This is a genomic window from Burkholderia sp. ZZQ-2 (assembly GCF_050768715.1).
Taxonomy (GTDB): Bacteria; Pseudomonadota; Gammaproteobacteria; order Burkholderiales; family Burkholderiaceae; genus Burkholderia; species Burkholderia cepacia.
This window is the reverse complement of the sequence record NZ_LDVA01000036.1, coordinates 1-19402: the sequence shown is the minus strand read 5'-3', so window position 1 is coordinate 19402 and position 19402 is coordinate 1. Positions and strand designations below refer to the sequence as shown.

General features: G+C 66.4%; 15 protein-coding genes and 2 pseudogenes. 8 read left to right on the top strand and 9 right to left on the bottom strand.

Annotation, left to right across the window (positions count from 1 at the left end):
- Positions 1 to 112 precede the first annotated feature (112 nt).
- Both ABY44_RS00970 and asnB read left to right on the top strand, forming a co-directional pair.
- Positions 113 to 946, top strand: a complete 834-nt coding sequence (locus ABY44_RS00970; RefSeq protein WP_060173300.1) for a helix-turn-helix transcriptional regulator — start codon at positions 113 to 115, stop codon at positions 944 to 946.
- A gap of 277 nt (positions 947 to 1223) precedes the next feature.
- Positions 1224 to 3191 (top strand): asparagine synthase (glutamine-hydrolyzing), encoded by a 1968-nt coding sequence (asnB, locus tag ABY44_RS00965; RefSeq protein ID WP_060173299.1) that lies wholly within the window; start codon positions 1224 to 1226, stop codon positions 3189 to 3191.
- Positions 3192 to 3210: 19 nt separating this feature from the next.
- Here the strand turns inward: asnB and ABY44_RS00960 are convergent.
- Positions 3211 to 3393 (bottom strand): annotated as a pseudogene (locus ABY44_RS00960) (lytic transglycosylase); the annotation flags it as partial.
- A gap of 515 nt (positions 3394 to 3908) precedes the next feature.
- Positions 3909 to 4307: a winged helix-turn-helix domain-containing protein gene (locus ABY44_RS00955; RefSeq protein WP_027789523.1), complete on the bottom strand. Its 399-nt coding sequence runs from the start codon at positions 4305 to 4307 to the stop codon at positions 3909 to 3911.
- Between the two features lie 405 nt (positions 4308 to 4712).
- Here ABY44_RS00955 and ABY44_RS00950 point away from each other — a divergent pair, with 405 nt between their 5' ends.
- Entirely contained in the window at positions 4713 to 4856 is a 144-nt protein-coding gene (locus tag ABY44_RS00950) for a hypothetical protein (protein WP_230948742.1), read from the top strand.
- A gap of 221 nt (positions 4857 to 5077) precedes the next feature.
- On the opposite strand, the gene ABY44_RS00945 is transcribed toward ABY44_RS00950, so the two are convergent.
- On the bottom strand, positions 5078 to 7288 hold the full coding sequence (locus ABY44_RS00945; RefSeq protein ID WP_431640745.1) for a molybdopterin cofactor-binding domain-containing protein: 2211 nt from the start codon (positions 7286 to 7288) through the stop codon (positions 5078 to 5080).
- 2 nt (positions 7289 to 7290) lie between these two features.
- Positions 7291 to 7752, bottom strand: a complete 462-nt coding sequence (locus ABY44_RS00940) for a (2Fe-2S)-binding protein (RefSeq protein ID WP_021162969.1) — start codon at positions 7750 to 7752, stop codon at positions 7291 to 7293.
- A 181-nt stretch (positions 7753 to 7933) separates the two neighbouring features.
- On the opposite strand from ABY44_RS00940, the gene ABY44_RS00935 reads away from it, so the two are divergent.
- Complete coding sequence (locus ABY44_RS00935) at positions 7934 to 8857, top strand: AraC family transcriptional regulator (protein ID WP_027789521.1); 924 nt, start codon at positions 7934 to 7936, stop codon at positions 8855 to 8857.
- Between the two features lie 44 nt (positions 8858 to 8901).
- On the opposite strand, the gene ABY44_RS00930 is transcribed toward ABY44_RS00935, so the two are convergent.
- The 5 genes from ABY44_RS00930 to ABY44_RS00910 are packed head-to-tail and all read right to left on the bottom strand — an operon-like array spanning position 8902 to position 15364.
- The gene (locus ABY44_RS00930) at positions 8902 to 11559 is read right to left on the bottom strand and encodes a glycosyltransferase (RefSeq protein ID WP_060173296.1); all 2658 of its coding nucleotides are present in this window, start codon (positions 11557 to 11559) and stop codon (positions 8902 to 8904) included.
- A 26-nt stretch (positions 11560 to 11585) separates the two neighbouring features.
- Positions 11586 to 12989: a UDP-glucose dehydrogenase family protein gene (locus ABY44_RS00925; RefSeq protein ID WP_060086278.1), complete on the bottom strand. Its 1404-nt coding sequence runs from the start codon at positions 12987 to 12989 to the stop codon at positions 11586 to 11588.
- 35 nt (positions 12990 to 13024) lie between these two features.
- A complete protein-coding gene (galE, locus tag ABY44_RS00920) occupies positions 13025 to 14014 on the bottom strand; it encodes a UDP-glucose 4-epimerase GalE (protein ID WP_060173295.1) in 990 nt (329 codons plus the stop codon).
- The gene (locus ABY44_RS00915) at positions 14011 to 15018 is read right to left on the bottom strand and encodes a UDP-glucuronic acid decarboxylase family protein (protein ID WP_060173294.1); all 1008 of its coding nucleotides are present in this window, start codon (positions 15016 to 15018) and stop codon (positions 14011 to 14013) included. The genes galE and ABY44_RS00915 overlap by 4 nt, the downstream gene beginning before the upstream one ends.
- Positions 15011 to 15364 (bottom strand): hypothetical protein, encoded by a 354-nt coding sequence (locus tag ABY44_RS00910; protein WP_027789516.1) that lies wholly within the window; start codon positions 15362 to 15364, stop codon positions 15011 to 15013. The genes ABY44_RS00915 and ABY44_RS00910 overlap by 8 nt, the downstream gene beginning before the upstream one ends.
- Before the next feature lie 1742 nt (positions 15365 to 17106).
- Here ABY44_RS00910 and ABY44_RS00905 point away from each other — a divergent pair.
- The 4 genes and pseudogenes from ABY44_RS00905 to ABY44_RS00890 all read left to right on the top strand — a co-directional run.
- Positions 17107 to 17433, top strand: coding sequence for a hypothetical protein (locus ABY44_RS00905; protein WP_027789515.1), 327 nt, complete (start codon positions 17107 to 17109; stop codon positions 17431 to 17433).
- Positions 17434 to 17544: 111 nt separating this feature from the next.
- Complete coding sequence (locus ABY44_RS00900) at positions 17545 to 18135, top strand: hypothetical protein (RefSeq protein WP_034195965.1); 591 nt, start codon at positions 17545 to 17547, stop codon at positions 18133 to 18135.
- A 75-nt stretch (positions 18136 to 18210) separates the two neighbouring features.
- Positions 18211 to 18492, top strand: coding sequence for a hypothetical protein (locus tag ABY44_RS00895; RefSeq protein ID WP_011354481.1), 282 nt, complete (start codon positions 18211 to 18213; stop codon positions 18490 to 18492).
- A 44-nt stretch (positions 18493 to 18536) separates the two neighbouring features.
- Positions 18537 to 19402 (top strand): annotated as a pseudogene (locus ABY44_RS00890) (chemotaxis protein CheA); the annotation flags it as partial.

The following is a 19402-nucleotide window of genomic DNA, read 5'->3' as shown; positions in this document are numbered from 1 at the left end:
GCGGCGGAAGATTCCTATTCGCACGCAAATAACGAAGACCAGAAAATCCATCGAGACAAGACCAGATCGTGACGGGGCGCAGGTTCACATATTGGGAAAGGGCGGGCTCCTCATGACATACGCTGACGGCGCACCACGCGTCGAATGGTTTTCGCAGGCCGATATCGCAACGGCCGCGGCTTATTCGAATGAATATCAGGCAATCGGGCACGACGTTTTTACCGGCGCGCAAATCGAATTCGGTAAAACCGACCCGGCTTTGGTCGATTTCGCGCAGTGCCATGCGCGCTTGCGGCAAATCGGTTTCAGTACGCTCGGTTACGGCGCTTTCGAAATGATCGGGCGGCGCATCCTGTGCGCGCACCTGCTTCGCGACCTCGCTCCCGCGACGTTCATGCAGCCGTTTTTCGAGGGCATGCTCTACGAGAGCGACCCGCGGTTCGCGCAGGTGCGGCAGAGCGGCTTTCCGGTCGCGTGGCAGCTCGACGAGATCGAGGCGGCCGCGCAGGGCAGCGGCGACCGCAAGATGCTGGCGCTCGCCGGCCATCTGCGTGCGCACGCGATGAACAGCGGCGTGCTGTTCGGCCTGTCGGCGCCGCGCCTCGACCTGCGTGTCGCGGTGAACGTGACGTCGGAGACGCACGGCACCGAATGGATCGACGATCGCGTGATCGGCGGCGCGCTGTCGGTCAGCCTCGCGGTGCATCGTGTCGCGCTGCCGTTCCTCGAGGCACGCATCGCGCGCATGCGCGGCTTCGCGCTCGGCGACGAGCAACTACAGGTGCTCGACCGCCTCGTGCACGGTCTGTCCGACCAGGAGATCGCGAGTGCGCTGCGTACATCGCTGCACAAGGTCGGCCACCATATCCGCTCGCTCGAAAAACTCTTCAACGTGCAGAACCGCGCGCAGCTCGCATATCTGGCGGCCCGCCGGCTGCCGTCCTGACGCCGCGCGTCCGCCGCGTTCGTCCCCGTTTTTTCCCCGTGACCGATGACCGTCGGGCCGGCCCGTGCGTGGCCGGCCCGACGGGCCGCTGCGGCCGCGCGCGCCGGCGTGCCGCGCACACGATGCTTGACAGCGGTTTTTTCGAGTGATTGGCGAGTTCACCTATGAATTATTGCTGATTTATTTCTTCGTAATATGGCCCGGTCGTCACGCCGGATGGCGGGCCGCGAGGTTGCGCCGTGCGTGACGGAACTGGTCAACAGGGGCAGACAAATCAATGTGCGGAATCGACGGCTTTTTGAATAGCGTCGCCTGCGATGAGGAGACAGCGCGCGGCACGCTCGCGCGCATGACGGCGAGCCTTGCGCATCGCGGGCCGGACGGGCAGGGGATCTGGGTCGACCCGGAGGCCGGCATCGCGCTCGGCCACCGACGGCTCGCGATCGTCGACCTGTCGGTACACGGCCGACAGCCGATGGCATCCGCGTGCGGTCGCTACGTCATGGTCTTCAACGGCGAAATCTACAACCATCGCGAACTGCGCGCGGAGCTCGAGCGCGCGGGGCGCGCACCGGCGTGGCGCGGCCACTCCGACAGCGAGGTGCTGATCGCGGCGATCGTCGCGTGGGGTGTCGACGCGACGCTGCGGCGCGCGACCGGCATGTTTGCGTTCGCGCTGTGGAATCGCGCATCGCGGGTGCTGACGCTCGCGCGCGACCGGATCGGCGAAAAACCGCTCTACTACGGCCGGATCGGCGACGCGCTCGTGTTCGCGTCCGAACTGAAGGCGCTGCGCGGCTATCCGGGCTTCGACGGCGCGATCGATCGCGATGCGCTGTGCCTGTACCTGCGCCAGTCGAGCGTGCCCGCGCCGCATACGATCTATCGCGGCATCCACAAGCTGCCGCCCGGCACGTATATCCAGTTCGAGCATGCGCGCGACACGCCGCGCCTGCGTGCGTACTGGACGCTCGAACAGGTGATCGAGGACGGTCGCGCGGAGCCGTTCGAGGGCAGTGCCGACGACGCGGTGGGCCAGCTCGACGTGGTCCTGCGCCAGGCCGTCGCGCGGCAGATGGAAGCCGACGTGCCGCTCGGCGCGTTCCTGTCCGGCGGCGTCGATTCGTCGACGATCGTCGCGCTGATGCAGGCGCAATCGTCGACACCGGTCGATACGTTCACGATCGGCTTCCATGAGGTCGGCTACGACGAGGCCGGTTATGCGAAGGCCGTCGCGCGCCATCTCGGCACGCGCCATACCGAGCTCTACGTCACGGCCGACCACGCGCTCGGCGTCGTGCCGAAGCTGCCGTCGATCTACGACGAGCCGTTTTCCGATGCATCGCAGATTCCGACCTTTCTCGTGTCGGAACTGACGCGCCGGCACGTGAAGGTGAGCCTGTCCGGCGACGGCGGCGACGAGCTGTTCGGCGGCTACACGCGCTACTTCCTGACGCCGCGCCTGTGGCGCAAGCTGCATCGCGTGCCGGGCGCCGTGCGCGCGCGGATCGCCGCCGCGCTGCATGCGTTGCGGCCCGATCACGCGGATCAGCTTGCGGCCGTCGCGCAGGGGGCGTGGGGCGGCGTGGAGGCACGCGAATCGGCGGCGCGCATCGGCGATCGCCTGCACAAGCTCGGCCACGTGATGACCGCCGAGAGCCGCATCGGGTTGTACCGGCTGCTGATGTCGTCGGTGCATCATCCCGAGCGCCTCGCGCTGTCGGGGCAGGAGCCGGCGACGCCGCTTGACACCGTATCCGCATGGCCCGCGCACCTGAGCTTCGCCGAGCAGGCGATGGCGATCGACACGCTCACGTACCTGCCGACCGACATCCTCGCGAAAGTCGATCGCGCGGCGATGGCGGTGAGCCTCGAAACGCGCATGCCGTTCCTCGATCATCACGTCGTCGAATTCGCGTGGCGCGTGCCGGCGCACGTGCGCTTGCCGGAAGGGCAATCGAAGGCGCTGCTGCGCCGGCTGCTCGACCGCTACGTGCCGTCCGCGCTGATCGACCGGCCGAAGCAGGGTTTCTGCGCGCCCGTCGATCACTGGCTGCGCGGCGCGCTGCGCGACTGGGCCGAGGCGCTGCTGCGGCCGTCGCGGTTGCGCGAGGAAGGCTATTTCGATGCGGACGCGGTCGAACGTCTGTGGCGGCAGCACGTGACCGGCCGGATGAACTGGCAGCACCAGCTGTGGACGGTACTGATGTTCCAGGCGTGGCTGGAGGCGCAGCGCGCCGCATGAGGCGGCGCGCTGCGCGTCGTTACTGATCGAGGCAGCGCATGCAGCGCCGCTTCGCGTCGTTCGAGTGCAGGCCGCGACACATCGTCATCACGGGCCGCGCATGGCACGAAGGCGGATCGGCGGAAGCCGCCGGCGAAGCTTGCCGGCGCACGCGATCGGGCGGGGTGGTTGCAGCGGCATCCATCCGTCGCTGGCGTGCGGGCCGCGTGTCGCGACCGTCGCTGCCGTCATCCGGATCGCCCGGCGTCATCGACGCGACGTGAAGTGTGGTGTCGTTCGCCGCGCGCGCAACGGGCGGCGCGGTGCACACGAGTGCGACCAGCGCGGCCAACGCGCAAAGGCGGGCGACGGCGGTTCGCGAATCGCGCATCTTCATGATCGTTCCGTTCGTTCCGGGGCCGGCGGCGCGGAGGGCGCGCGGCTACCGGGTCGATTGTAGGGACGGCGATGGTCGTGTGTCACGCCGGATTCCGTAGTCGCGGGCATCGGCGGCGGCCCGAGTGGACGCGACGACGCGGACGAAGCGTGATGTCGTGCGGCCGCCGGCACCCAAAAGCGACCGCCGCCCGGAGGCGGCGGTCGGGTCGCGACTGGCTGGCGGGCCGGGCGGCGTGCGGGCCGCGCCCGACGGGCGTGCCGCGAAGCGCTGCGGATCGGCACAGCGCGGTGGGGGGAGCTCGCAGGCGAGCCGCATGCATGCGGCTCGCGGGTAAATCGTCAGGCGTAGTCGGCGGCCATCACCGCTTGCGGTGCCGCGCGCAGGATCGGCGCGGCTTCGTGGCGCTCGACGTGCGTCATCGCCGCACCGAACAGCACCAGGCGATAGCCGACCGCATAGATCGGAATGATCCGCAGGTTCTTGTCGTGATCGAGTTGCAGCTTCGAGCGGATACGCGAGATATGGGTGTCGAGTGTGCGCGACGACACGCCGAGTTCACGGCCCCACACGGCTTCCTGGATTGCCTGCCGCGGCACGATCTTGTTCATGTTGTCGAGCAGGAATTCGACGACGTCGAATTCACGCGGCGTGACGTCGACGATCTTGTTGTCGATTTCGATCGTGCGGCGCACGAAGTTGATTTTTATGTTGTCGATGTACAGGTATTTGCAATCCATGGTGGCCCTCGCATGTCCATAAAGGAGTGTTTGCGGGTCCTGTGCTGCAACTTCCGGGCCAGGGAAGGGATCGTCACGTCACGACAGGGGGCGGCACCCGAGCGGACGGCACTGTGGCCTTGAATTTAAAAGAATTTTCAAGGAGTGGCGTGCCGCGGGTAGGGAAAGGGTCCGAGCAAAGGTGAAGGATTGTTACGTAGCATCGGCGGCTGACGTTACGGGCGTTACGTCTGACGTAACGCGGGGGGAGCCGCAGGGGCAACATGCGCGTGATCCGGATCGGCGGCAGGGGATGGGAACACGACATCGAACCCTACATGGTTTGATGGGAAATCCATATAAATCAGTGACATAAGTGGCCACACTTGCCGACATCGAACCCTACATGAAACCCTGCACGGAAGCATGACGACCGTCGCCACCTTTGAGCCGTTGTTTCCCGAAGATCGCGGACACGATCCGCTGCTCGAGCAGGCCGCCGAACTCGTCGATTCGTCGCAGCGGTTGCTTGCCGTACGCGATACCCCGCTGGCGACTGCACTCTGCTGACTTCGCCTTCGCATCGCGGTGAACTTTCGTTCGGATTGCCGCTGAGCAGCCGCCGGTTTCTGTTTCCGAGGCTTTGGCCGGAAGTCGAGCAGGAGTAAGAGGGCCGACGGGCCGCGCGAGGTCGGGCGGCGTCGGTTCGAACCAGCACGACATTCCCGCGATGCATTGAAAACGCCGGCCGCAGGGCGTCTCCGCCCCGCGGCCGGCGTGTCGCCTCGCCGTCAAGCCTTCGCGCTATCCGCCGAATCGAACGGCAGCACGTAATGCCGCTTGCCCGTTGCCGCGAAGATCGCGTTCGCGACCGCGGGCCCGACCGGCGCGACGCCCGGCTCACCGACCCCGGTCGGCGCTTCGGCCGACGGCACGATATGCACCTCGACCTTCGGCATCTCCGCGATGCGCAGCACGTGGTAGCCGTCGAAGTTGCGCTGTTCGACCTGGCCGTCCTTCAGCGTGATTGCGCTGTGCATCACCGCGCCGAGCCCGAAGCCGATGCCGCCCTCCATCTGCGCGGCGACGATGTCGGGATTGATCGCGATCCCGCAATCGACCGCGCACACCACGCGCTCGACCTTCACCTTGCCGTCCGCGTCGACCGACACCTCGGCCACCTGCGCGACATAGCTCTTGAACGCCTCGGCGACGGCGATCCCGCGCCCGCGGCCCTTCGGCAGCGGCTTGGCCGGATCCCAGCCGGCCTTCTGCGCGGCCAGGTCCAGCACCGCGCGCATGCGCGGCTCCTTCGCGAGCAGGTCGCGGCGGAATGCGTACGGATCCTTGCCCGCCGTGTGCGCGGCTTCGTCGATGAACGCCTCGACGGCGTACGCGGTGTGCGAGCTGCCGACCACGCGCCACCACAGCACGGGCAGGCCCACCTTGGTGGTGGTGAGCTCGACCGACACGTTCGGCACCGCGTACGGCAGGTTCGCCGCGCCCTCGACCGAGGTGGCGTCGATGCCGTTCTTGACCATGAACGCTTCGAACGGCGTGCCGGCGAGAATCGACTGGCCGACGATCCGGTGGCGCCAGCCGACCAGCTTGCCGTCCGCGGTCAGCCCCGCGTCGAGCTTGTGGAAGTACATCGGCCGGTAGAAGCCGCCCTGGATGTCGTCCTCGCGCGTCCATTGCAGCTTGACGGGCTTGCCGTCAGCGCCGAGCGCCTTCGCGATCGACACGGCCTCGACCACGTAGTCGGACCACGCGTTCGCGCGCCGGCCGAAGCTGCCGCCCGCGTACAGCGTGTGGATCTGCACCTGTTCGGGCTTCAGGCCGGCCGTCCTGGCCGCGTTGGCCTGGTCGACCGTCTGGAACTGGTCGCCGGCCCAGATTTCGCAGCTGTCCGCCGTCAGCTTGACGACCGCGTCGAGCGGCTCCATCGGCGCGTGCGCGAGATACGGGAATTCGTACGTCGCGCCGATCTTGCGCGCGGCGCCCGCGATCGCCGCATCGGCGTCGCCGTCCTTGCGGGCCGACGTGCCCGGCTTGTCGGCGAGCTGCCGGTATTCGCGCATGATCTCGTCCGAGCTGCGCTTTTCGGCGTGCGCTTCGTCCCATTCGACCTTCAGCGCGTCGCGACCCTGTTTCGCGGCCCAGAAGCCGGTTCCGACGACGGCGACGCCGCCCGGCACCTGCACGACCGACACGACACCCGGCACGGCCTTGGCGGCCGTCGCGTCGAACGATTTCACCGTGGCGCCGAAGCGCGGCGGGCGCTGCAGCAGCGCGACCCGCATGCCGGGGAAGGTCGTGTCGAGCGTGAAATGCGCGGTGCCGTTCGATTTCGGCGACGCGTCCACGCGCGGAATCCGCTTGCCGATCAGCTTGAAATCGGCCGGCTGTTTCAGCGCGACCTTGTCCGGCACCGGCAGCTTCGACGCATCGGCGACGAGCGTGCCGTACGCGGCCTTCTTGCCGCTCTTCGCGTGCGTGACGACGCCGTTGGCGGTCGTCAGCTCGCCGGCCGGAACCTTCCAGCGGGCCGCCGCGGCCGACACCAGCATCGCGCGGGCCTTGCCGCCCGCTTCACGCAGTTGCTGCCACGAGTTCGCCATCGCCGAGCTGCCGCCCGTGCCCTGCATCGTGCCGAACGCGAGATTCGCGTAGCGTTCCGCATCGGCCGGCGCGCTTTCGACGCGCACGGTCGACCAGTCGGCGTCGAGCTCCTCGGTGACGATCGTCGCGATGCCCGTATACGCACCCTGGCCCATTTCGACGTGCTTCGCTATGACCGTGACGGCGCCGTCGGGCGTGATGCGGAGGAACGCATTCGGCGCGAAGTCCGCGGCGGGCGCGGTCGCGGCCAGCGCGCGGCGGCCGAGGCCGGCCCATTCGAAGCCGATGGTCAGGCTGACGGCGGCCGCGGCACCCGCGGCCTTCAGGAACGTGCGGCGCGACGGGCGCACCGACCCGGTGTTGTCGAGTTCGATCGTCATGGTCAGGCTCCCAGCGTCGCGGCCGCGTCGTGGATCGCCGCCCGGATGCGGGCGTAGGTCGCACAGCGGCACAGGTTGCCGTTCATCGCGGCGTCGATGTCCGCGTCGGTCGGCTTCGGGTTCTGTTCGAGCAGCGCGGTGGCCGACATGATCTGGCCGGACTGGCAGTAGCCGCACTGCGGCACCTGCAGCTTGACCCAGGCGGCCTGCACGGCCTGCGCGGGCTTGCTCTGCAGTCCTTCGATCGTCGTGATGTGCTTGCCCGCGATGCCGGCGAGCGGCAGCACGCACGAGCGGACGGCCTGGCCTTCGAGATGCACGGTGCACGCGCCGCACTGCGCCATGCCGCAGCCGAACTTCGTGCCGGTCAGTCCCGCGTGTTCGCGAATCGCCCAGAGGACGGGCATCGACGGATCGGCGTCGAGCGTGACGTTCTTGCCGTTCAGGACAAAGGAGGTAGGCATTTTGATTGTCTCCGTGGGGAAAACCCGGCATGCGCCCGGTTAGCGGGCAGTGTGCGCGAGGCACCGGCTTTTGCGTCTACCCAATCCTGCAAATTTATTGAACAATCCTGCAAATCCCCGGCAGGCTCCGGGCGGTTTCGCTATGCTCCCGCGACATGAGGAAATCTATCGAGGAAGTGTCATGGACATGACCGATATCGTGACGTCGCGCGAATCCGGGCGGCGCGAGCTGGCGACGCTGATCGGCCGTTTCGCGCCGGCGGACGGCTCGCATTCGACGGCCGTGCCGGGCCTGATGCTGCACCGGCACTCGCGTCCGGTCGATCTCGGCTGCGGCGTGTCGCGGGCCGCGCTCGTGATCGCCGCGCAGGGCGCGAAGCGCGTGATCGTCGCCGGCCAGGCTTACGAGTACGACACGCAGAATTGCCTGATTACATCGATCGACTTGCCGATCCTGTCGCGCGTGACGCACGCGTCGCCGGAAGCGCCTTACCTGTGCCTGTCGCTGACGCTCGATCCGCAGCGCATCGTCGAGCTCGCGGCCGAGATGCGGCTGCCCGAACCCGACGCGGGCCCCGAAGGCGAGGGGATCGCGCTCGCCGAGCTCACGCCGCCGCTGCTCGATGCCGCGCTGCGCCTGACGCGGCTGCTCGATACGCCGGCCGACATTCCGGTCGTCGCGCCGTTGATCGAAAAGGAACTGCTGTACCGGCTGATGACGAGCGGGCAGGGCACGCGGCTGCGGCACATGGCGATCGCGGGCAGCCAGACGCACCGGATCGCGCGCGCGATCGAATGGCTCCGCGATCACTTCGCGGAGCCGATGCGCGTCGAGTCGCTCGCGCAGGCGGTCAACATGAGCGTGTCGTCGCTGCACCACCATTTCAAGCACGTGACGACGCTGAGCCCGCTGCAGTACCAGAAGCAGCTGCGGCTGCACGAGGCGCGGCGGCTGTTGCTGCGGCAGGGCGGCGATGTCGGGTCGGTGGCGGCCGTCGTCGGCTACGAAAGCGCGTCGCAGTTCAGCCGCGAATACAGCCGGCTGTTCGGCGCGCCGCCGATGCGCGACGTCGTGCAACTGCGGAAGAAGGAACTGCTCGGCTGACGGCCGGCAGCCGGCGCGCGGCCGGTCGCCGGTCGCCGGTCATTTCATCGGGCAACCACCGTCGTCTGCAGGAACGTCGGCGCGATCCGCCAGTCCGGCACGTAATGCGCCGGCCACGCGCCCGGCGTATCGACCGCGTTGAAATACACGACCGCCTTCAGCAGCGGATAGCGCCACAGCGACCGCTGGAGTTCGTCGAGCGCCTCGCGCTTGCGCGAACCGGACCCGTCGACGCCGAGTTCCGTGATCATCACCGGCAGCCCGTAATCGGTCACCCGCTCGTATTTGGTCCGCAGGATGCTCGCGGCGGACGCATGGCCGCCGGCCGGCCAGGTCGCGCAGCGCGGGCAGTCGAACACGGACAGGCCGACGGCGTCCACATAACCGCGGCCCGGAAAATAGTCGTCGAGGTTGCGGTTGCCGGCCGGCGACCACACGTAGCGGAGCTGGTCGGTCATCGCGCGGCACGTGGTCACGACGCGCCGGTACGCCTCCACGTAGGCCGGCGCATCGCCGATGGCCCACGGATAGCGCCCGGTGTCGGCCTCCATCTCGTGGCCCCAGCGCACGAACACGGGGCCCTTCAACGCGGCGAGCGCCGAGCAGGTGGCCGCGATCCGCGTGTCGTAGCGCCCGAGCGCGATATCCGCGAGCAGCGCGCCTGGGCGCGTGTCGCCCGCCGCCCAGGGCTCGACGGTCAGCATCAGCGAGCGGTTCCGTGCCTGCGCGTTCCGGTAGGCTGCGTCGATTTCCGCGCGGATGTCGGGCGCGTTCCACGACACGAACACATGGTCGAACGCGAGATCCCGGTCGGCCGCGAGCGTGTTGTCGGGATCGTATGCGCCGAGTTCGGGCTGCTTCACCGGTTCGCCCGGCGCGGGCGCGACCACGGCCGGCAGGCCCGAGCGCCACATCATCGCCTGCCAGCCTTTCGGCGCGCGCAGCCCGATGCCCGCGAGCAGCATCGCGAGCGCGAACACGAACAGCGCGTTGCGCACGGGCAGGCGGCTGAAGAACATCTGCCGGAACGCCGACCATTCGAGCCCTTGCTCCCTGCCGTGATTCACCGCGACGACGGCCGCGATCACGAGATACAGGATGCTCGTCAGCGTCGAGAACAGATAGAAGCCCGCGGCATTGCGCGGGTTCTCGACCGTGACGACGGGCAGGCTGCAGAACAGCGAGATCAGCAGGTACGGCGCGACCACGCGCAGCGGCGCGTCCTGTTCGATCGTGCCGCCCTTCGGCGTGACCTTGAACGGAAATTCCTTGCCGCGCACGAAGTCGAACACCGCCGACGCGCAGCCGAGCACGACCCACGGCCAGCGCGCGAACACGAACGACAGCCCTTCCCACGACAGCAGCTTCGTATTCAGCGGGCGGCACGACTGGGTCGAATGCGTGGCCCACGTCACGACGCACAGGAGCAGCACGGCCAGCGGCAGCGCGTAGGTGAGGTACGTGAGGTAGTCGACGTGCGCCCACACGCGGCCGGTGAGCAGCGCGACGACCGGAATCACGACGCTGCCGGCCATCGCGAGCGCGCACAGCGGGTACCACAGCTGGCAGAACAGGAACTGCGCCTTCAGCTTCAGCGGCAGCCCCATGAAGTAATGGCGCGTGTAGCGCAGCATGATGATCATCACGCTCTTGGACCACTGGAACTCCTGCGTGGCGAGGTCGCCGAACGTGCGCGGCCCTTCGCCGTTCGCGATCGCGTTCAGCGCGTGCATGCCGCGCCAGCCCTTCGAATTGAAGATCATCGTGGTCGAGTGATCCTCGGCGAGCTCGGGCCCGAGCCCGCCGATCTCGCGCAGCGCACGGCAGCGCACCGCATAGTGCGAGCCGATGCACAGCGGCGCGAGGCCGCCCGCATAACCGGCCTGCATCGTGCCGTGCAGCGGCCCCTCGACGTTCACGCGCCCGCGCGCGCTCCAGCTCCCGGCCGCGTTGCTGTCGCAGATGCTCGGTGCCGACACGTAGCCCACTTTCGGATCGACGAACGGCCGCAGCATCTCCTCGAGATAGGTGCGGGTCGGCACGTGGTCGGCGTCGAGCTGCGACACGAAATCGTAGTTGTCGTAGCCGACCATGTCGTAGAAGTACGCGAGATTGCCTTCCTTGCATTTGGTGCGGCGCGGCCAGCTCGCGCGGTGGTACGCGGCGATGCCGCGCCGCGTCGACACGAATACGCCGTGCTCGCGGCACCAGTCGAGCGTCTCGGGCGACGGGTCTTCATCGGCGAGCCACGTATCGTGCGGGTAGGTCTGGTCGAGCATCGCGAGCAGCGTCGTGCGGACGATGTCGAACGGCTCCGACGGCGCCTTGGTGACGACCATCGCGACGCGCCAGTCGCGCGGCACCGGCAGCGCGGGGTTCGGCACGACCGCCGAGCGGATGATGAAAATGAAGTAGCCGGGAATGAAGGTGGTCCAGAACAGCACGAAGCAGTTGACGCCGAAGCGGAACGCGTCGACATAGTGCTCGTCGCGCAGCCACCAGCGCCAGAAGATGCCCAGCGCGACGAACCAGCACAGCGCGAGGATGTGGAAGACGATCCTGGTCCCGCTGTCCATCAACGGGACGACGAGCGGGACGTCTGCCTGCTGCGAGTCGGTGCGAACGGCTTCGGTGTCGGGTTCGGCGGTATCGGCGGTATCCGGCACGGAGCCGCCCGCAAGCGACGCAACCAGCTTCTTCATGGTGCTCTCCCGTCAAGGTCAGATCATCAGTCTTGAAGCAGGCCGCGTTGCGGCCGGGTGTCCTCGCTGGCGTGCTGTTGTTCCGGCGCCGGGGCCGCCGGCGTGCGTTCGCCGCACGAGCGGCCCACGCGTTCGTAGCGGCGAAAGCCGCTGTCGACGGCCAGCCGTTCGCTGAACAGGTTGCGCATGTCGAGCATCACGGGGTCGGCCATGTGATCCGCGAGGTCGGCGAGATCGAGTGCCTCGAACGCCTTCCATTCGGTCATCACGACGACGGCGTCCGCGCTGCGCACCGCGTCGATCGCGGAGCCCTCCATGAATACCTGCGGCAGCAGCCGCGACGCTTCGTGCGGACGCGCCGGGTCGTACGCGCGGATATGCGCGCCCGCGCCGACGAGCAGCTGGATCACGTCGATGCTCGGGCTTTCGCGCACGTCGTCGGTCTGGCCTTTGAACGTGAGGCCGAGCACCGCGATGCGCTTGTCCTTGATCGAGCCGCCGCAGGCCTTCTCGATGCGGCGCAGGATCTGCTCCTTGCGCAGCGCGTTCGATTCGATCGCCGCGCTGACGATGCGCAGCGGTACCGCGTGTTCGGACGCCGTCGCCTTCAGCGCGCGCGTGTCCTTCGGAAAGCACGAGCCGCCCCAGCCGGGGCCGGCTTTCAGGAACGATGCGCCGATGCGGCGGTCGAGGCCCATTCCGTTCGCGACCAGTTCGACATCGGCGCCGACCGCTTCGCACAGGTCCGAGATCTCGTTGATGTAGCTGATCTTCACCGCGAGGAACGCATTCGCCGCGTATTTCACGAGTTCGGCCGTTTCGATCTCGGTCGCGAGCACGAGGTGGCCCGTCGCTTCGAGCGGCGCATAGATGGCCTTCATGATCTCGATCGCGCGCGGATGCTCGGCGCCGAACACGACGCGGTCCGGATGCATGAAATCGTCGATCGCCGAGCCTTCGCGCAGGAATTCCGGATTCGATGCGATCGCCGCGTCGACGCCTGCCGGCGCGTGGCGTTCGACGATCTGCCCGACGACCCGGTTGGTGCCGACCGGCACCGTCGACTTCGTGACGACGACCGCGAAACCGGTCAGGTTCGACGCGATCTCGCGCGCGGCTGCCTCGACGTACTGCAGGTCTGCCTGGTCGGTGCCCGGCAGCGTCGGCGTGCCGACCGCGATGAATACCGCATCGCGATCGCGCACGCTCGCCGCGAGGTCGCTGCTGAAGCGCAGCGTGCCGCGTTCGACGTTGCGTGCGACGAGTGCGTCGAGGCCCGGTTCGTAGATCGGGATGCGGCCTTCGTTCAGCGCGTCGATCTTGCCGCGATTGTTGTCGATGCAGACGACGTCATGCCCGAGATCCGCAAAGCACGCGCCGCTCACCAGCCCGACGTAACCGGTGCCAACGATGGCGATCCGCACATTCATGGTGATTCCCCTGGGTGGCGTTCAAGGAAACTTGCTCACTTGCCGGATTCGACTTGCAGTGCTTTCTGAAACCATGCCGCGGCGTGTTCGACCATCGGTTCGATCGCGGTGAAACGCGGCCGCCAGCCGAGCACGAGCGCGGCTTTCGTGGCGTCGGCGTACAGCTCGGGCGGGTCGCCCGGGCGGCGCGCGGCCGTCACCGTCGGCACGCGGCGGCCCGTCACGGCTTCGACGGCGCGCAGCGCGTCGAGCACCGACGTCCCTTTGCCGGTGCCGAGATTCAATGCGACGCTGTGGCCGCCGCCGCACAGATAGGCGGTCGCCTGCAGGTGCGCGTCGGCGAGGTCGCTCACGTGCACGTAGTCGCGAATCGCCGAGCCGTCGGGCGTCGGGTAGTCGGTGCCCATCACCTGGAACGCGTCGCCCGTGCCGAGTGCCGCGCGGATCGCGAGCGGCAGCGCGTGCGTTTCCGGTTCGTGGCATTCGCCGATCATGCCGTCAGGGTCCGCGCCTGCCGCGTTGAAGTAGCGCAGCGCGACCCACCTGGTTCCGTACGCGCGCTCGAAATCGGCGGCCATCCGTTCCATCGCGTACTTGGTGAAGCCGTACGGATTGATCGGCCGCTGCGGCGTGCGTTCCGAGATCGGCAGCGCATCCGGAATGCCGTACGTCGCGCACGACGACGACATCACGATCCGTCCGACGCCGGCCGCGCGCATCGCGCTCAGCAGCATGCAGGTGCCCGTGACGTTGACCGTGTAATAGCGCTCGGGCGCGAGCACCGATTCGCCGACGTAGGCGAGCGCGGCGAAATGGATCACGACGTCGGGCCGATGCACGGCGAATGCCTTCGACAGCGCGTCGCGATCGAGAATGTCGGCCGCGACGAGCGGCCCCCACCGAACGGCGTCGCGATGGCCGGTCGACAGATTGTCGTAGGCGACCGGCTCGTGTCCCGCGGCCGCGAGCGCCTTGCAGGTATGGCTGCCGATATAGCCCGCTCCGCCTGTCACGAGCACCTTCATGCCGTGGCCCCGGTCATGCGCAGCACCGGCTCGAGCCACAGTTCCCGGCTGAAATAGTCGACGGTCCGGCGCAGCCCTTCGTCGAGATCGATGGCCGGCCGCCAGCCGAGCTCGGCCGCCGCGATCGAGATGTCGGGCCTGCGCTGGTGCGGATCGTCGATCGGCAGCGGCCGGAACAGGATCTCCGATTTCGAGCCCGTCATCGTGAGCACTTTCTCCGCGAGTTCGAGCATCGTGAATTCGCCGGGGTTGCCGATGTTGACCGGCGTGCCGATGTTGCGCTCGGCACTCATCAGGCAGAAGAAGCCGTCGACGAGATCGGTCGCGAAGCAGAACGAGCGTGTCTGCATGCCGTCGCCGTAGATCTCGAGCGGCGCGCCGTTGAGCGCGCCGACGATGAAGTTCGACACGACGCGGCCGTCGCGCGGCGACATCCGCGGGCCGTAGGTGTTGAAGATGCGCGCGACGCGCACGTCGATGCCGTGCATGCGGTAGTAGTCGTAGCACAGCGCCTCGGCCGCGCGCTTGCCTTCGTCGTAGCACGCGCGCGGGCCGATCGTGTTCACGTTGCCGCGATAGGTTTCCGTCTGCGGATGCACGGCCGGGTCGCCGTAAATCTCGCTGGTCGACGCCTGGAACACGCGCGCGCCCGTCTTGCGCGCGAGCGCGAGGCAGTGGTGCATGCCGAGCACGTTCGTCATCATCGTGTGGACGGGATCGATCTGGTAGGTGGGCGGCGATGCCGCGCACGCGAGATTCCAGATCTCGTCCACCTGCAGTTGCGGCAGGCCGAGCGAGACGTCGCCCTTCACGAACTCGAAGCGGCCGGACGCCTTCAGGTCGGCGACGTTGAGCTTGCGCCCCGTCAGCAGGCTGTCGATGCACGTGACGGATGCGCCTTCCATGACCAGGCGCTCGCATACATAGCTGCCGAGAAAGCCGGCGCCGCCCGTGACGAGGACACGCTGCCCGGCGCGCGTCTCGAGCGTGACCCTGTCATTCATGGCTTTCACCTTCGTCGTTCAGCTCGGGGAACCACACGTCGATCAGTTCGACGGCGGCGCGCACGCGTTCCATCCCGCTGCACGGGTGTCGCTTCGGCAAGCGCCGGTTCGCATGTGCGGATGTCGACGAAGCGCCGCGACAGGCGCTCCGGTTTCGCTGACTACCCCGTTGATGCTTGAACGACGCGAGCGTCGATCGATCGGTGGTGATCTTCATCGCCTTTTCCCCGATACGCTGATTGACGAGCAGGCCGCCGTTCGTGATCTTGTGCCACGGCGTGCCGCTCGGTGAGAGCCGGATATCAGGCAATCGGCATGCCATGAACGATGTCGACACGATGCGCACGGGCGCGGCGGCGAGATTGCAGCGTGATATGCGCGCTTCTGTTTCATGCGTGAATCGTGGGGCCAGAAAAGCAGGCAGGCCGATTGCCGGATCGATGCGATTCGATACGACGAAACACGAGATAAATCAGGATTTTGCGGGATTCGATTCGTCAAGAAGGTGTTGAACGGGAATGTTTCATCAATGAGAAATGAGCGGATAAAGGACTAAAACGTTTCTCGAACGTGCAGCCCATCTGGAGATCGGGTGAATGAAAGGCTAGGGAATGAAAGTGAAAAAATGTTGTGTGGCGTCCGGGCGAGGCCGCGTGTTTTCATTTGTTTTAATTATTACGCCGGTGCGAAAGTTTTAATTTTTACGGTTATTTCGACGCTTGAGTAGAGCGTGATCCTGTCGGTATTTTCACGAATGAATCAAATTCGTTTCGGTCATCCGGAGAAACGCGTGCCGACGGCATGCAGGAGGCTGATGTACCGGGCTCTCCGGGCATTGTGCCGGGCGAATCGATTCTCGTTTGTGATGGCACGGCAGGGGCCGTACGCACGTCGACCGGCGGTTCGCAACCCGAAATGCCGGCTCCGCCGGCCCTGCGCGGCCATGCGCTTCTCAAGTTTGAAACACTCGTTCATCTGACCACCCGGCCCATGCCTGCGAGCCGGATTCGTCCGTCAAATCCGGCAGTTGCGTCGCGGCGCCCGACAAGCGCCGGGGGTGTCGAACCGCCATTACGATACATTCCTGAAACAAAAAATGTCGTTCCTGGCGATGCAGGCAGCCGTGGCGGCCGTTTGCCGTGTGCAATCTCCGGTGGAATAACGAGTGGCACGCTGCTTGCGGTACTGGACGCACCGGCGGGCGGTCGACACGAAGCAACGAACAGGTGGGGCGGCCAACTCGTCAATAAGCAGTCGGGGAAACGGCGATGAAGACCATAAGCTGTAGGTTGATCGGCGCGTACTTTGCGCATCAGTGGGGTAGTCGGAAAGGCCGGGGTGACGCTCGCGACGCTGTGCCAGCATCGCGGGTTGCGCTGTCCCGGTTTCTTGCCCGCCGCGCGCTTCGCGTGCTGGCGCGGTTGTCGCGCCGCACGGCAGTCGGGCGACAGCGACACTCACTTTCATTCGGTTCATCGGGATGGATCAGGCTGTTCGTGCCGGACAGCGTGATGCCGATTCGTCTTCGGCCGTGCAGGGCCGCTTCGATCGCGCCTGGCCCATGCCGGCGCCGGCCGGATTAGATCGAACGCCCGTCGGCCGGATTATCCGGAAGACCTTTCGTCGACAGCTCAGGGAGACGACATGCCACCTGGCTGCAATGCAGGCCCGTTGTCGCCTGAATAAAAGGTGTATTTTTCAACGTCGCTGCATTTGCGGTGGTTAATGTATTCGCGAATTTTCGATTCCGGAATGGAGTGCCGCGTGCCGGCACGCCGACCGGCGGGGTATCGAATATCGCGGGCCGGAAATGTGTCTGCATCTTTCCGGCTTGTCAGGCCGATTGTGTTTTTTTAATAAATCCAATGTTCATAAAAATAATAGAAAACACCTACCAAAAAAATTTGGATAACCAAAAAACACGAGACTAAGCTTCGTCTGGCCAAATTCGCAAAAACAGAAATTGAAAAGGCAGCATGATTTCTTAATTTGATAGTGATCCTTAATTTCGAGGATTGCTCAAGTCAGGAAGGTTGATGGCGTGCGATCTTCCTGACTCACTCCGTCCACGCCGTTTTGGAGTCGACCATGAAGAAGCTTCTGATTGCAGCAGCAGTTCTGGCGGTTTCGGGTGCAGCGTTCGCAGGTAGCGGCACGGTGTCGAGCAGCAGCTCGTCGAGCGGCGGTTCGACGATGGCAGGCGTTGCCGGCTTCGGCCATTTCACCGCGACCGATTCCGGCTCGGCACTCGGTGCAGCCGGCGCACTTGCCGGTGGCCCGGGCAGCGGTTCGGTCTCGTACACGAACCACACGCAATCGTCGTCGGTTAGCGGTTTCGGCTTCGGTGGCGCACAGGCAGGTGGCACCAGCGGCGCGAATGCCGGCTCGATCGGCTGGACGGTTCACCACTATTAAGCCGCGACGCGTAGCGTTCGTCATTGGCTGGCGGTACGGATGCCGGGTTCCGCTCGATGGGGGTAGACCCGGCTCCGCCACCGCCGAACTTACTCACAGCAAGGAATTGCTATGAAAGCCAAAGTCATTTTCGCGACAGCGCTCACCGTCATATCGTCGGCTGCATTGGCAGCGGGTTCCTCCACGACCAACCAGACACAGTCCGTTGCGGCGGGTGTTTCCGGTTCGGTTCTGGTCGGCTCTGGCAGCTATACCAGCAATTCGACTTCGACGGCGGGCGCGAACGCGGGCAGTACGGTGACACCCGCTGGTTCCGCCGGCACGGCATCCGCCTTCCACAACACGACCTCGACGGCCAGCGGTTCGGGCACGAACGGGGGCGCGTTCGCGGCAGGCGGCGGTATCGGTGCCGCAGGCTCGTACGGTGGAAACAGCAAAACGAACGAGAACGCGAATGCGCTGTCGGGAGGGGTGAGTGCCACGATCGTGCTGGGTGCAAACCACTACACGGCCAGCAGCGCGAACGACCAGGGCAATGCCAACGCGGGTGCCGCTGGGCTGACCGGCAGTGCTGGGTCAGGCGCGATCACGGGTTCGAATCACTACAACTCGTCGACCGTGTGGAGTACCGGTTCGGCCGGCTCGCCGTCCGCATCGGGCGGAAGCAACGCCAGTTCAAGTGCGACCGGAAGCAGTCATTAGTCAGGTGTGGGGGGGACCAGTTTCCCAGCGACGCTGGTCTCTTTTGCCCACATTGTTGTCACGTAAGGAGTTGGCATGAAGCAGAAACTGATTGCCGCCGCTCTGATGCTCGCGTCTCTGACGGCGTATGGCGCTGACCGTATTGCCAACGACGTGCAATCGAATTTGCAGACGTCAAACAACCCTGACCAGACAACCAAACCGTCAGAACAACAAACGCTTTCTTCGGGCAGTGCCATCGGCGGACCAGACGCCCAGCAGTGGCAGGGCATGTCGGCCGGCTCGTGGTCCCAGCTGGGCAACGGCTGGAAGCAGTTCGGGGAAGCAGGCAAAGCTGAAGGGAATCAGGGGAATTAGTACGGTTGCCTGGGTGGGAGGTAAAACCTCGTCCGGAGAGTGAAATGAACAGCAACAGGATCAAGGTGGCATGCGCTGCGATGTTCGCGATGACCACGATCGGCGCCCAAGCGCAAACCGCCGATTCGACTTCGAGCGCGCAGTCGTCGACGTCGTCGACGGCAGTCAGCCAGGGCGGCGGCTCGAGCATGAACACGAACACCACGAGCTCGCGCGGCGGTAACGCCACCAGCTCCAGCGGGGTTCGCAGCAGCGGCAATTCGAGCGTGAACGTGAACGTGACGATGCCGTCCAGCACGAGCGGCGGCACGAACGTGACGCCGCAGTCGCTGCAGTCGTCCGGCGCGCCCGGCACCAACCCGTACAACACCCAGTCGTCGGAAAACGTCAACTACTCCGGCACGCAGACGATCAAGACGAACCCCGCGATCCAGGCGCCGGGCCTCACGACCACGCTGTCCGATACCTGCATGGGATCGGTGAGCGTCGGCGTGTCGTTCCCGGGGTTCGGCGCGACGGGCGGCACGACGCTGGTCGACCAGGCCTGCGTGCGGCGTCTCGATGCGCGTGAATTCCGTGCGATGGGCCTGACCGACGTGGCGCTCGCGCTGCTCTGCCAGAGCGACGCGAACCGGCGTGCGGTGGAAGCGACCGGGCATCTGTGCCCGGGCACGACGACGCCGCTCGCACGTTCGAACGTGGCGCCGAGCGTGGAAGCGACGGTCGCCGACGACGTGAAGTATCGCGATCCGATCGTGCGTGACCGCATGGGCTTGCCGCCGCTGGGCGCAGCCGCGCCGGCACCGGCGCAGGTCCGCCCGGTGGCGACGACCTCGGTGCAGGCGGCGCCCGTGTCGGTGCCGGTACCCGTGCCCGTGCCGTCGATCGCGCCGGTTGCCGCCGCGCCGGC

Coding starts and splice junctions, on each gene's coding strand:
- ABY44_RS00970 (WP_060173300.1), top strand. CDS start 113: ATGACATACGCTGACGGCGCACCACGCGTCGAATGGTTTTCGCAGGCC.
- asnB (WP_060173299.1), top strand. CDS start 1,224: ATGTGCGGAATCGACGGCTTTTTGAATAGCGTCGCCTGCGATGAGGAG.
- ABY44_RS00955 (WP_027789523.1), bottom strand. CDS start 4,307: ATGGATTGCAAATACCTGTACATCGACAACATAAAAATCAACTTCGTG.
- ABY44_RS00950 (WP_230948742.1), top strand. CDS start 4,713: ATGACGACCGTCGCCACCTTTGAGCCGTTGTTTCCCGAAGATCGCGGA.
- ABY44_RS00945 (WP_431640745.1), bottom strand. CDS start 7,288: ATGACGATCGAACTCGACAACACCGGGTCGGTGCGCCCGTCGCGCCGC.
- ABY44_RS00940 (WP_021162969.1), bottom strand. CDS start 7,752: ATGCCTACCTCCTTTGTCCTGAACGGCAAGAACGTCACGCTCGACGCC.
- ABY44_RS00935 (WP_027789521.1), top strand. CDS start 7,934: ATGGACATGACCGATATCGTGACGTCGCGCGAATCCGGGCGGCGCGAG.
- ABY44_RS00930 (WP_060173296.1), bottom strand. CDS start 11,559: ATGAAGAAGCTGGTTGCGTCGCTTGCGGGCGGCTCCGTGCCGGATACC.
- ABY44_RS00925 (WP_060086278.1), bottom strand. CDS start 12,989: ATGAATGTGCGGATCGCCATCGTTGGCACCGGTTACGTCGGGCTGGTG.
- galE (WP_060173295.1), bottom strand. CDS start 14,014: ATGAAGGTGCTCGTGACAGGCGGAGCGGGCTATATCGGCAGCCATACC.
- ABY44_RS00915 (WP_060173294.1), bottom strand. CDS start 15,018: ATGAATGACAGGGTCACGCTCGAGACGCGCGCCGGGCAGCGTGTCCTC.
- ABY44_RS00905 (WP_027789515.1), top strand. CDS start 17,107: ATGAAGAAGCTTCTGATTGCAGCAGCAGTTCTGGCGGTTTCGGGTGCA.
- ABY44_RS00900 (WP_034195965.1), top strand. CDS start 17,545: ATGAAAGCCAAAGTCATTTTCGCGACAGCGCTCACCGTCATATCGTCG.
- ABY44_RS00895 (WP_011354481.1), top strand. CDS start 18,211: ATGAAGCAGAAACTGATTGCCGCCGCTCTGATGCTCGCGTCTCTGACG.